This window comes from Lactobacillus kefiranofaciens (assembly GCF_014656585.1).
In the GTDB taxonomy this organism is placed as follows: Bacteria; Bacillota; Bacilli; order Lactobacillales; family Lactobacillaceae; genus Lactobacillus; species Lactobacillus kefiranofaciens.
Genome location: NZ_CP061341.1, coordinates 1,581,453 through 1,593,982 on the forward strand (window position 1 = coordinate 1,581,453; position 12,530 = coordinate 1,593,982).

The following is a 12,530-nucleotide window of genomic DNA, read 5'->3' on the forward strand; positions in this document are numbered from 1 at the left end:
TTAACATTATTTTGCTTAAAAATGCAAGTTATATTTCTCATATTTATAATGTATTCGTTTTTATTTTGATTTTCTACTGTTGATATTCGAAAAATAGCTTAAAATGTTTATGATATAGAAAAAATAAAGGAGTTAATTATGGGACAACTTGAAAAACCCGTTATTATCGGTATTGCCGGTGGCTCTGGCAGTGGAAAGACCACTATTGCCCATGAAATTGCCAACAACATTAAGGATCATGACCGGATTATGATCATGACCCAAGATTCTTATTATAAAGACAACACTGGCGTACCAATGAAAGAAAGAATGAAGATCAATTATGATCATCCTGATGCCTTCGACATGCCACTGCTTGAAGCACAGCTAAATCAATTGATCCACCGCAAGCCGATCGAGATGCCAACTTATGACTTTACCGCGCACACCATAAGCAATAAAACTATTCACGTTGAACCAGCAGACATTATCATTCTGGAAGGAATTCTCGTTCTCTTTAATGAAGATATTCGCAATCTAATGAATATCAAAGTTTACGTAGACACCGACGATGACATTCGCTTTATCCGCCGTCTTGAACGAGACATGAAGGAGCGAGGCCGATCATTAGATTCTGTAATCAATCAATATCTAGGCACTGTTAAGCCAATGTACAACCAATTCATTGAACCTACCAAGCGTTACGCTGACATCATCGTACCAGAAGGCGGAGAAAATGATGTAGCCATCGACATGTTAACAACTAAGCTACAATCAGTTTTGAAATAAACAAAAAATGGGCGTCAACCCATTTTTCTTTTTGCCTTATTTTTCTTCAGACGCATGGCTATTTTCTAGAATACGATTGTACTTTTTAGCAAAGAAGACCAAAAGCAATACACTGGCAATCACATAAATTACTGCGGCAATATAATATGCGTTAGCATAGCCATCTTGCGTATTAAATAAGTAGAACTCAGTGAAGAGTCCATCAATAATGCCAACTACCGCATAAGCAATCTGCACTACTCCAGTAAAGGCAGGACGCAAATCTTTATCCACAATAACCATCTGGACTTCCTGCTGAATCGGCATCGTGGCGTTAGCCAAACCCGTTCTCAAGAAGAGCAAGATGCCAACAATCACGAATAAGACCATCCCGCTGCCTAAATGGCGTCCATTAGCTAGCAGCAGCATAACTGGGACACAGGTTAATGTTCCAGCAGCAACCGAGACAATCGCACCCATCTTCTTTTCCAAAAACGGTGCGAAGAAATACCCAATCAGCATAGCTGCTTGCACGAAGGTATTGATCGTTGATGAAACATCCCGCGGGATATGCAAATAATTATTCAAATAAATTGGCACATAAACCGCGATTAATCGTGCACCCAATTGCACTCCAGCGATATAAACAATCCACATAATCGTCCGCTTATTAAGCAGTTTCTTATACATAGCTGCTTTTTTGGCAGGCGTATCACGTTGTTCACTGCTTTCTGAACGATAATCACGTGGTACGTCATGAATAAACAGAGCCAAGACGAAGGCTAGCATCGTAACTAATGCCGTAATAATTAATAGAATTCGATAAGCATTCGTGTAATTAGCTAACTCCTGCCCCTGCATTAATTCAGGCCGACCCGATAAAATTGAAGCTGCGTGATAGGATGAGCCTTGCAATAAGCTAAAGAACCAAACCACTGCCTTGCCACCTAAGAACGTACAAATCGTCTGCGTAATCAAGTTAACAATCATGACCACTGAGAACATCTTCGTTCTAATCTTGCCGGGCACATAAGATGTCCACATTAACGGATACATCAAGTCATAGACGCCAATTGCCGTCCAAGAAATGGTATAGGCAATCATAATGATCAGTTGATTAGTCGTAATACAAGTCAATACCATAAAAATCGCGGTCATCGGCGGTAAAACCAACAAAATATTGCGGTAGCCATACTTGTGAACTGTCGCAATCATTAACGACATCAAAATAGCAATCGCTGCATTAAAAATATTTAATCCTGAAATTAGATGTGGCGCTACAATCTTATAGTAAGATAGAGCCGCATCGTTAGTGATCCCGGTAACAGCACCTAAGATGCCATAGATCCACAAGTAAATAATTACATTCTTGTGATAACGCGGATCCCAATTCTTAATCGCTTCCGCTTCTTCCTCTTTTTCCTTATTCGTTCGCGCACCCAAAAAATCCCCTTCTTTTCTGTAAACGTATACACTATTTTCTTATTATATTGTAGCACATGACTATTTTTAGAAAAGTATCTATAGATTGAAAAGGGATTGGTTATAATTTAATTGATCTTCGGTTTCAATGCTTTATCGAATAAGTTAGTAATTAATTTAACTAAAACACCATCAAAGACTAATGCGGAAATAATACTGGTAATGAACATCATAATTTGTAATTTAACACTATAATGACTCCAGCCATACAAGAAATATGATGGAATGAAGCCACCTAAATTGGCAAAGAAAGCTCCAGTTAAGACGCTCTTCCAAGAGAATTTTTCATAACGCTCTTTTTTAGGGAAAAAGCCGATCTCGTTAGTTGCTCCTTCGATTAAACCTTCCAAGATAGTAAGTGCACCCCATTGACCGCCAATTGCCATCTCAACCGTTGCGGCTAGTAATTCACCAATCGTGCCAGAACCAACTGTTGGAACAAAATACATGGCTAGCGGTGCTGCCATATACCACAATCCTGTGAAGATATTATCCACAACTGGAGCATAACCGGTAGGCAAAAAGCCTAGCTTAACCAAGTTATACACATTGTTGAAACCATAGGTATAAATTACCCCCATGATGATTCCAATTAAAGCAACTAAAATAATTGATTTAACATTCCATTTTGCTGAACGAGTAAACATAAAAAAGCTCCTAACTAGCTTGTCAGTAGGAGCACAAAAACATCATTATTAAAAAGCACTTTCCTTATCGCAAGCATTGACTTGTTCAAGTTCGAAGGGTATTTCTCAGCTATTAAGCACCCCTAGTGACAAAAATTATTTAATTATTTTTAGTATAACACATCAATTGAAGGCTGTCTGATCTGTATAAAGTTTATAATAAAATCCTTTATCAGCCAGCAATTTTTCATGACTGCCTTCTTCGATGACATTGCCATCTTTTAGCACGACAATCTTATTTGAATTGAGAATTGTCTTTAAGCGGTGGGCAATTACGAAACTGGTCCGTCCCGCGATTACGGCATCCATGGCCTGTTGAATTTTTTCTTCAGTCACCGTATCCACATTCGAAGTGGCCTCATCTAAAATTAAGAAATCCGGATTAGTTAAAATTGTCCTGGCAATTGAAACCAACTGCTTTTGCCCCGTTGAAAAGACAGAACTGGCATCATTAACTCGCGTGTTATAGCCATCTGGCAAGCTCTCAATAAAATCATGAATATTCGCTTGCTTAGCTGCACTAATTACTTCATCCATAGTGGCATTGGGCTTGCCATAGCGAATATTATCGGCAATCGTACCACTGAACAGGACAGAATCCTGCAAGACAATACCGACGTTATCACGCAGAGACTTTAGTTGAATGTCGCGCACGTCAATATTATCAAAGGTGACCTTGCCGGAGTTCACATCATAGAAGCGATTAAGCAAATTCATAATGGTCGTCTTTCCTGATCCGGTTGGTCCAACTAGGGCAACTGATTGTCCTTTAGCTACAGCAATATTCACGCCATGCAAGATCTCTTTATTTTGATCATAGCCAAAGTGAACGTTCTCCAACTTTACTCCCTCTTGCACGCCATGCAAGATTTTACCATTTGGTACGGCATTTTCATCTTTCTGCTCTTCAACCGTAGCTAACCTTCTGGCGCCGGTCAAAGCTAACTGAATCATGGAATAAATCGAGGTAATCTGCGTCAACGGTTGGAAATAATTTTGTGAATATTCTACAAACGTAACGATCAAGCCCAAACCGATAGCTTGGCTAACTTGACCAGAAATAATCATCCAGGCTCCCATGGCAATGACGATAGCTAAGTTAAGCAGGTTTAAACCATTCATTAGCGGAAACAGCATCCCCGAATAGAATTGACCCTTAAACATTGCTTTTCTCACGCGATTATTATAAGTCTTAAAGCCAGCTACCGATTCCTGCCGCAGATTATTGGTAATAATGACTTTCTCACCGTTAATTTGTTCAGTAATATAGCCGTTAAGGTCCCCAATTTCATCTTGCTGCTTATCCAAATAGATCCGAGCCTTTTTCATAATTAAAACTGCGACAATTAAAATCAGCGGCGTTGAAGCAATCGTCGTCCAGGCCAGCTGTGCATTAACCGTGAACATCACAATAATCGTACCGATGAACATTATTCCCTGAGAAATAATTTCAAAGATAGCATTATTCATCGCGTTAAAAATGTTATCCAAATCTGATGTAAACAGAGACAGCAGCTTACCATCTTGATGCGTATCAAAATAGCGTATCATCATTCTTTGAAACTTAGAGAATAAATTCTCTCGCATGTCGTTAGTTGAATCAGCGTTAAATTTCGACATTACCATCCAGGCAATGAAGATTGCAACTTGACTTAGAACATAGAAGACCAACATTGATCCTAAGGCGCCATAGAAGGTATTTAAACTGACAGTTTCTTTTTTTAAATCAGACAAATAATTAGTCAAATCCGTGACGGCTTGTCCTAAAAAAGTCGGGGCCAAAACCTGCGCACCACTTGAAACCAGCGATAGGATAACTACGATGGTAATTCCTTTCCAGTACGACTTCAAATACTTAATAAAATAGCGAATTGTCTTTCTAGTATCGCCCATTACTTTTCACCTCTCTTGCCTTTTTGAGTCTTAAAAATCTCTTGATAAATTGGCGAGGTCTTCAGTAGTTCTTCATGCGTGCCTTGAGCAACCAGTTTTCCATCATCAAGCACTAAAATTATATCGGCATTAATTACTGAAACAATCTTTTCTGCAATGATAAAGGTCGTTGTGTCCGGTAATTCATGTTCAAGTGCTTGCTGCACCTTCTTTTCAGACTCGGCATCTAGCGCTGAAGTTGAATCATCCAAAATTAGAATTGGCGACTTAGCAATCAAGCTACGCGCGATTGAAAGACGCTGTTTTTGTCCACCTGAGAAATTGGCAGAACGTTCTTCTACTTCATGATCGAACGAATCGTTATAACGCTCGATAAATTCCGACGCTTGAGCCATGCCAGCCGCACGTTGGAGTTCATGCAACTTAGCGCTGCTCTTGCCTTGACGTAGATTCGAAGCAATCGTCCCAGAAAACAGCACTGCACGCTGCAAGACAAAAGAAATAGTCTTTCGCAAAGCCGTTTCAGTTACATCCTTAATGTTTTGTCCGCCGATTTTAATTTCACCCTTAGTTGGATCGTATAAACGAGCGATTAATTGCGCTAAGGTTGACTTGCCAGAGCCGGTTGCACCAACGATACCGACCATCTCGCCAGGCTTTATCTTGAACGAAATATCTTTGAGGGTTTCATCATCACCATCTGGATAGGTAAAGGAAACATGATCGAATTCCACTGATCCCGTTAATGGTGCAACCGAGCCACTGGTTACGAACTTTACATTCGGCTCCGTGTCCAAAACCTCTTTGATTCGACCCAAGGAAATATTCCCTCTGGCAAACTGCATCATTGTCATCCCTGCAATCATGATCGTCCACAATAATGTCAAAATATAGTTAACAAATGGACTAACTACCGCGACATCGGTTGGATGCTGGCTAATGCTTTGGCCAATTAAAAAGACAACCAAGGTAATTACTAAATAAGCAATCAATTGAAAGGCTGGCATAATAGCTGAGAACCAATAACCAATGACGATATTGTAGTCGTTTAAGCGATCCGAAGTCTGATTGAATTTTTTAATCTCTTGTCCTTCTTGGTTGAACGATTTCACTACCCGCACGCCTTGCAAAGTTTCTTGAGCTTGACTCGAAATCTTATCCATCGTCTTCTGAAACTTGTCAAACAAACTATTCATTCGTTTTAAGACGAAAATACCAAAACCCATAATTAAGGCAACCATCACAACCGTTGCCCACCAAAAGCGCGGAATAATCACGATACAAAAAATAAAGGAACCAACAATCAAAATTGGCATTCTGAGCAGCTGCATAAAAAGCTGCATAATCATATTCATAATTTGATTCATATCGTTAATTAGGCGCGTTGTCAATGACCCAGCGGAGAACTTTTCGATATTGCCAAATGAAAAGCTTTGAATTTTGGCATAAGTCTCTTCACGTAAGTCACTAGTCACGCCTTGAGCAATCCGCGCTGCATAATAAACGTTGAAGATTCCCGCGATAATCGCAACAATGCCAAGAACTACCAGAATAATTCCATCACGCATGACACCTTCTTTTTGGTCCGCCATAATCGCACGCTGAATATTTTCTAGCAGCCTGGGCTGATACAGACTGGCAAAAGCAGAGACGATGATTGCCACTAGGGCCGCAATAACGTCTTTTTTATATCGCTTGAAGTGCGGCATTAATATTTTGAATGTTTGCATTATTTACCCCTTTCTTCGTTTAAAAATTGCCAAAAAGTATTACTCCATTCTTCACTCAAACTAGTTAAGAGTTTCATTTTCTCAGCACCCATCTTCTGTGCCGTCTTTTCTTCTAATTTAAACAAGGGACCCATTTTTTCTCGCGCGTATTCTTTTCCTGCAGGAGTTAATTCACAAAAACGTACTCGCTTATCATGACTATCCACACTCATCGTAAGACATTCAGCCTCACACAGTTTCTTAATTCCTTTATTAATCGATTGCTTGGGCAAATCGCTTAAATCTACCAACTGTTTTTGCGTCAATTTTTTTCGTAAAAGCAATTCATATAGAATTACCATCAAATAGTTGGGAATATCATGATCTTGTTCCCATTGCTTATATGCCCTATTTCCGTGAATAATTGCAAGATTTAACTTTTCTGAATCATTTACCTTCATATATTGGCCCGCCCCGCTACTATTAGTCTACATATGTACTAAATAATAGTACGCATAGGGACTAATGTCAATGACTATGTTATACTAGTTTTATTACAACTATACGAGAGGTGGGATATATATGCTATACGAGAGGTGGGATATATATGCGAAAGAAATTATTTTTTGCTACTTTTTTAACTATCCTGCTCGCTTTCACATTGACTGCGTGCAGTCAAAAGAAAAAGCAAAACGTTTATCAAATAGTAAAAGAAACTAAGACGATTAATTGGGGCGTAAAGGCAGATACGCCACTCTTTGGCGCGATCAACATCAAAACTGGCCAAATCAACGGCTTTGAAATCGACTTAGCCAAAGCACTAACTAAAAAGATGTTTGGCAAAAAGGTAAAAGCCAATTTTGTCACGACGACAGCCAACACCAAGATTCAATTATTAAAAAACAAAAATATCGACGCCGTCATTGCGGCAATGACAATTACGCCTGAACGTGAAAAACAAGTCGATTTTAGCAAGCCTTATTTTCCTGCCGGGCAATCAATCATGGTTAATGATCACAGTAAGATTAAAAACGTCAAAGATTTAAACAATAAAAAGGTATTAATCGTTAAGGGGACAACTTCGGCAGATGCCGTTAAAAAATTCGCACCTAAGGCAGAAATCTTGCAGTTTGACGACTACGGCCAAGCCTTTGCTGCGCTAAAAGCAGGACAAGGGGATGCTTTTGTTACGGATAACGGGATCTTAGCCGGTATTCTGCGTGATAACCCAGGCTATAAATTAGTCGGGGGCAATTTCACCGATCAACCATATGGAATCGCCGTTAACGAAGGACAAACTGAGATGCATCAGCAGATCAATTCTGCTTTAACCCAGCTAGAAAAAGACGGGACCTACAATCGTTTAGTTAATAAATGGTTTGGTAAAATTCCTGGCTTGAAAGTTAAAGAAATAAAGTAATGACAAAAAAGGATTGACATTCTAAATACATGTCAATCCTTTTCTTTATCTCGTAATGTAATCTAGTAACTTAAACATTACGGTCTTATTTTCCTTAGGTACGCCGTGCTTCATAATCTCACTTGGCGTCTGCTGCAAATCATTATTCTCTAAAGCATAAGCGCCATCATTAATAGCAATTTCACGGACATTATCTTCTTTAGGTTCAAAGTGGAATTGCAGCCCAATTACATTATTTCCCAGGAGATAACCCTGATTTTTAACTAAATCACTGGAAAACAGTAACTTAGCCTTGGCCGGAATCTCACTCATCTGCTGATGCCAATGAAGCGCCGTTAACTGATGCGGCAAGCCGTTAATTATCTGATTTTGTAAATAAACAAGTGCCCAACCTACTTCCTTAGCTGGTGCATCTAGAACTTGGCAACCTAACGTCTTCGCAATCTGCTGACTGCCAAAACAAATGCCCAGAATTGGCTTAGAAGCAGCGAGCATCTGCTTAATTAAAACGCGCTCCTTCTTAATCCAGTCCAAATCATCATTAGGACTATTGGGGCTACCTAGAATAACTAATAAATCAGTCTCATCTACTGTAGGCAAAATACCAAAATCGGCTGGGTGATAAACAAACATCTTATTATTTCTTGCATGGCACCAATCTTGGATAGAACCTGGGCCCTCATTTGGTGCATGCTGCAACACATTAACACGCATAAAATTCTCCCTAAAATTGATTATCTGCTATATAACTTGCCCTCCACAATTCTTCCATCTTAGCTAAACGATGCCAATCACCATGTTGACACATCATGTAGAGCTAATAAACTGGATTATAAACTATCGGATTATTCTTAGTTTCCTTCAAGTAAGCTCTCACCGTCTTAATTAGCATAAAGCGAAAACGTTCTACTTCATTACGGTTAAAGTAGGTCTCGTAATATTGCGTCATTAATCGTTCAATATTAACATGTGATGTTTTCTTTAATGCTTCTGGATTCTTGCGATAATTATACAAAGTAAAAGCAGGAATTCCCGTTTTTCTGCTTAACTTGGTTATCTTCACGTTACGATCAGTCAGCAATTGTTCTGCTCTCTGCACATCAGTCAAAATATGTGGTCGAGCCATATGTGGCATAACAACACGTTTATTCAACTCTCCAATTACTTTTTTAGCGGCTTGGCGCAATAATCTAATTGCTGTCTTTTCTGCAATATCATTTCGTCTAGTCACTCCAACTACAAATGTATGATCAGTTGTCTCATATTTATGAGTAATTGAATTATAAAAATTGCCAACTACTCCTTTAATATCTACGTCTTCCGTACTCACTTGATTATAGTTAAAAAAGATGTGGTCCATTTTACCAGTCATTGGCGAAAAAGGTAAATTATCAGTTGTAAAAACCTGAACATGGACCAAATACACGTGTCTTTTAAGTTTAGGACAAAATTCGTTGATCATCTTAACTTCACGATCTTGGATAAAGTCCTCATAAATTATATTATCCTCACGTTCTTCCATTATTAATCCCCCTAAATCGCTCATAACTCTTAGTTTTTATTATAACTAAGTTAACATAAAAAACTAGCCTTTTGCAGCTAGTTTTCAGCACAATTATTAATAAATCTTAGCAACTTGCTCCTGAATGTTCTTTTTATCCAGAAATTCATCATAGCTAGTATCTTGCCTGCTGACAATTCCCCTAGGACCAACTTCAATAATATGGTTGGCAATAGTTTGAATAAATTCGTGGTCATGGGATGTAAATAGACTTGAACCAGGGTAAGCAACCAATGCATCGTTTAATGCGGTAATAGATTCTAAATCAAGGTGGTTAGTCGGATCATCCATGATTAAGACATTGGCTGGCTCGAGCATCATGCGTGACAATTGACAACGAACCTTTTCTCCACCGGAAAGGACTTTGATCTTCTTTTCAATCTCATCCCCACTAAAGAGCATTCTACCTAAAAAGCCGCGCAGGAATGTGTTGTCGTCCTGCTCTTTTGTCGCATATTGCCGCAGCCAATCCAGAATAGTCAGATCATCGTTGTTAAAGTTAGCATTCAAGTCACGTGACATGTAATTGAAGGCAGTAGTTTGACCCCAGGTAACTCTGCCAGAATCTGGCTTAATTTTGCCTGCAATAATATCAAGCAAAGCAGTCGTAGCCAAGGCGTTACGTGATAAAAACGCCACTTTATCACCAGGACGCACAATGAAAGAAACATTATCTAAAATCTTTTCCCCATCAACTGAGTAGGAAACATTTTCTACCTTAACAAGGTCATTGCCCAAATCACGGTGCATTTCAAATTTAACAAATGGGTACTTGCGTGATGATGGCTTGATGTCGTCTAAAGTGATCTTATCAAGTTGTTTCTTACGAGATGTTGCTTGCCGTGACTTAGAAGCATTGGCAGAAAAGCGCGCAATAAATTCTTGCAGCTGCTTGATCTTCTCTTCTTTTTTAGCATTTTGGTTAGCAGCTAATTCGTTAGCCAATTTGCTTGATTCGTACCAGAAATCATAATTACCCACATATAATTGAATCTTGCCGCGGTCAACATCACACATTTCGGTACATACTTGGTTTAAAAAGTGCCGGTCGTGGGAAACAACGATCACGATGTTAGGATAATCAGCTAAAAAGTTTTCTAGCCATTCAACCGTGTGCACATCAAGACCATTGGTTGGTTCGTCAAGGAGAAGAATGTCGGGACTGCCAAAAAGCGCTTGAGCAAGCAATACCTTCACCTTCTCGGATTCTGGCAATTCCTTCATTAGCATTTGATGTTCGCTTTCGGGGATGCCTAATGATTGCAGCAACTTGGAGGCATCGGCTTCGGCGTTCCAGCCATCGAGTTCTGCAAATTTGCTTTCAAGCTCCGCTGCCTTAACACCATCTTCATCACCAAAATCAGGCTTAGCATACAAAGCATCTTTTTCTTTCATTACTTGATAGAGTTCTTTATGTCCTTGAATTACCGTGTCCATGACAGTGAATTTTTCAAAGGCAAAGTGATCTTGATTCAAACTAGACATTCTTTCATTAGGGTCAATGCTAATAGAACCCGTTGTAGGCTCAAGCTTGCCTTCAAGCAATTTAAGAAAAGTAGATTTGCCGGCGCCGTTGGCACCAATTACGCCGTAGCAATTGCCCGGCGTAAATTTTAAGTTGACATCTTCATAAAGCGTACGGCCGCCAAATTTAAGACTTAAGTCGGATACTGTAATCAATCGTTATACCTCACTAGTTTAAAATGTAAAATTATGTATTAGTATACTAAAAAAATCATCTTAAATAAATATAGAAATGAAGCTTTAACATATTTTTACTATTTTACTGATGAGCAGAGTAAAATGGAAACATATTGAAAGGATGAGATCATGACAGAAAAAACCATTTGGAAGAAAAATCTATTCGTCTTATCGATTGCTGTTTTTATCGCAGGAATCGCCTTTTCAGAAATTATGCCTTTCTTGTCGCTATACATTAACACATTAGGCAATTTCTCTCACCAGCAACTTAACTTCTGGTCTGGGATTGTTTATTCCGGTACATTCATTATTTCAGCAATTGTTTCCCCTTGGTGGGGGAAATTAGCTGATAAAAAAGGACGTAAGCCCATGATCTTACGCGCCGGAATCGGAATGTCAATTGTAATAGCTAGTATGGGGCTAGTCCAAAACGTTTGGCAGCTGCTTTTACTTAGAATGTTACAGGGGATATTTGCTGGGTTTATTTCTAACTCCAATGCCTTAGTTGCCACTGAAACGCCAAAAACGAATTCCGGTCAAGCTCTAGGGACTATTGCTTCTGCTACAACTGCTGGAACTTTGCTTGGGCCACTGGTTGGTGGAGCTTTAACTTCGATTTTTTCATACCGCGTTACCTTTATGATCACGGGTGGTTTACTGCTAATCTGTTCAGTTTTGGTCTTGTTCTTCGTTCATGAGGATGACTTCAAGCCAGTTACCGCCAAGAAATTGGATAAAGCCAGTGGTGTTATCAAGTCGCTTAATTCACCTCATTTAATTTTCGGTTTATTATTAACTACCTTAATTATTCAAGCAGCTAACAATTCAATCAATCCGATCGTTTCACTGTATGTGCGGCAATTGCTTGATGGACACGGCAACGTTGTTTTTATTTCTGGGGTTATCGCTGCTCTTCCTGGAATCGCTACATTCGCAGTAGCATCCCGTTTCGGAGCGCTCGGTGATAAAATCGGTACTCACAAAATCATCGTTGCAGGATTCATTGCGGCAACAATTTTCTTCTTCTTAACCGCTTTTGTACAAAACACAATCGAATTAGGAATTTTGCGCTTTTTGGTTGGTTTTTCTGACGCTTGCTTATTCCCACAAGTTCAAACGATGTTAACTAAAAATTCTCCCGCTGCCGTAACTGGACGTATTTTCTCATGGAACCAGTCAGCCATGTATATCGGCAATATCTTTGGTCCGCTTCTAGGTTCAACGATTTCAGGTCTAACCAACTACAGCACGGTATTCCTCGTCACTGCGGGTATCGTCGTTTTCAATTTAATTCTTTTCAAAATTAATGTCATTAACAATCTAAACTAAAA

Annotated in this window: 11 protein-coding genes and 1 riboswitch; of the genes, 3 read left to right on the top strand and 8 right to left on the bottom strand. The window is 39.2% G+C overall.

The window, feature by feature from the left end; genetic code table 11:
* The first annotated feature begins 135 nt into the window (after nucleotides 1–135).
* On the top strand, nucleotides 136–768 hold the full coding sequence (gene udk / locus ICI50_RS07795) for a uridine kinase (protein ID WP_424991495.1): 633 nt from the start codon (nucleotides 136–138) through the stop codon (nucleotides 766–768).
* Between the two features lie 36 nt (nucleotides 769–804).
* Here the strand turns inward: udk and ICI50_RS07800 are convergent, their stop codons facing one another.
* The 5 genes from ICI50_RS07800 to ICI50_RS07820 form a co-directional block, all read right to left on the bottom strand.
* Nucleotides 805–2,190 (bottom strand): MFS transporter, encoded by a 1,386-nt coding sequence (locus ICI50_RS07800; protein ID WP_188891434.1) that lies wholly within the window; start codon nucleotides 2,188–2,190, stop codon nucleotides 805–807.
* Nucleotides 2,191–2,297: 107 nt separating this feature from the next.
* Nucleotides 2,298–2,876: an ECF transporter S component gene (locus ICI50_RS07805; protein WP_056941262.1), complete on the bottom strand. Its 579-nt coding sequence runs from the start codon at nucleotides 2,874–2,876 to the stop codon at nucleotides 2,298–2,300.
* A gap of 43 nt (nucleotides 2,877–2,919) precedes the next feature.
* A riboswitch (TPP riboswitch) is annotated at nucleotides 2,920–3,010 on the bottom strand.
* 28 nt (nucleotides 3,011–3,038) lie between these two features.
* A complete protein-coding gene (locus ICI50_RS07810; protein ID WP_056956866.1) occupies nucleotides 3,039–4,808 on the bottom strand; it encodes an ABC transporter ATP-binding protein in 1,770 nt (589 codons plus the stop codon).
* A complete protein-coding gene (locus tag ICI50_RS07815; RefSeq protein WP_188891435.1) occupies nucleotides 4,808–6,538 on the bottom strand; it encodes an ABC transporter ATP-binding protein in 1,731 nt (576 codons plus the stop codon). Before ICI50_RS07815 ends, ICI50_RS07810 begins: the two co-directional genes overlap by 1 nt.
* Complete coding sequence (locus tag ICI50_RS07820; protein WP_013854544.1) at nucleotides 6,538–6,978, bottom strand: MarR family winged helix-turn-helix transcriptional regulator; 441 nt, start codon at nucleotides 6,976–6,978, stop codon at nucleotides 6,538–6,540. Before ICI50_RS07820 ends, ICI50_RS07815 begins: the two co-directional genes overlap by 1 nt.
* Nucleotides 6,979–7,124: 146 nt before the next feature.
* On the opposite strand from ICI50_RS07820, the gene ICI50_RS07825 reads away from it, so the two are divergent.
* Nucleotides 7,125–7,937, top strand: coding sequence for a transporter substrate-binding domain-containing protein (locus ICI50_RS07825; protein WP_188891437.1), 813 nt, complete (start codon nucleotides 7,125–7,127; stop codon nucleotides 7,935–7,937).
* 45 nt (nucleotides 7,938–7,982) lie between these two features.
* Here the strand turns inward: ICI50_RS07825 and ICI50_RS07830 are convergent, their stop codons facing one another.
* From ICI50_RS07830 to ICI50_RS07840, 3 genes are all read right to left on the bottom strand, one after another.
* A complete protein-coding gene (locus ICI50_RS07830; protein WP_013854545.1) occupies nucleotides 7,983–8,651 on the bottom strand; it encodes a type 1 glutamine amidotransferase in 669 nt (222 codons plus the stop codon).
* A gap of 103 nt (nucleotides 8,652–8,754) precedes the next feature.
* A complete protein-coding gene (locus ICI50_RS07835; protein WP_341783185.1) occupies nucleotides 8,755–9,459 on the bottom strand; it encodes a helix-turn-helix domain-containing protein in 705 nt (234 codons plus the stop codon).
* Nucleotides 9,460–9,555: 96 nt separating this feature from the next.
* Nucleotides 9,556–11,178: an ABC-F family ATP-binding cassette domain-containing protein gene (locus ICI50_RS07840; RefSeq protein WP_188891440.1), complete on the bottom strand. Its 1,623-nt coding sequence runs from the start codon at nucleotides 11,176–11,178 to the stop codon at nucleotides 9,556–9,558.
* Nucleotides 11,179–11,328: 150 nt separating this feature from the next.
* Between ICI50_RS07840 and ICI50_RS07845 the strand changes: the two genes are divergently transcribed.
* Nucleotides 11,329–12,528: a multidrug efflux MFS transporter gene (locus ICI50_RS07845; protein ID WP_013854548.1), complete on the top strand. Its 1,200-nt coding sequence runs from the start codon at nucleotides 11,329–11,331 to the stop codon at nucleotides 12,526–12,528.
* The last annotated feature ends 2 nt before the right edge of the window (nucleotides 12,529–12,530 follow it).

What these genes read in the sequence shown, in the direction of transcription:
- ICI50_RS07805 (WP_056941262.1), bottom strand. Translation starts at nt 2,876, where the DNA reads ATGTTTACTCGTTCAGCAAAATGGAATGTTAAATCAATTATTTTAGTT.
- ICI50_RS07810 (WP_056956866.1), bottom strand. Translation starts at nt 4,808, where the DNA reads ATGGGCGATACTAGAAAGACAATTCGCTATTTTATTAAGTATTTGAAG.
- ICI50_RS07815 (WP_188891435.1), bottom strand. Translation starts at nt 6,538, where the DNA reads ATGCAAACATTCAAAATATTAATGCCGCACTTCAAGCGATATAAAAAA.
- ICI50_RS07820 (WP_013854544.1), bottom strand. Translation starts at nt 6,978, where the DNA reads ATGAAGGTAAATGATTCAGAAAAGTTAAATCTTGCAATTATTCACGGA.
- ICI50_RS07825 (WP_188891437.1), top strand. Translation starts at nt 7,125, where the DNA reads ATGCGAAAGAAATTATTTTTTGCTACTTTTTTAACTATCCTGCTCGCT.
- ICI50_RS07830 (WP_013854545.1), bottom strand. Translation starts at nt 8,651, where the DNA reads ATGCGTGTTAATGTGTTGCAGCATGCACCAAATGAGGGCCCAGGTTCT.
- ICI50_RS07835 (WP_341783185.1), bottom strand. Translation starts at nt 9,459, where the DNA reads ATGGAAGAACGTGAGGATAATATAATTTATGAGGACTTTATCCAAGAT.
- ICI50_RS07845 (WP_013854548.1), top strand. Translation starts at nt 11,329, where the DNA reads ATGACAGAAAAAACCATTTGGAAGAAAAATCTATTCGTCTTATCGATT.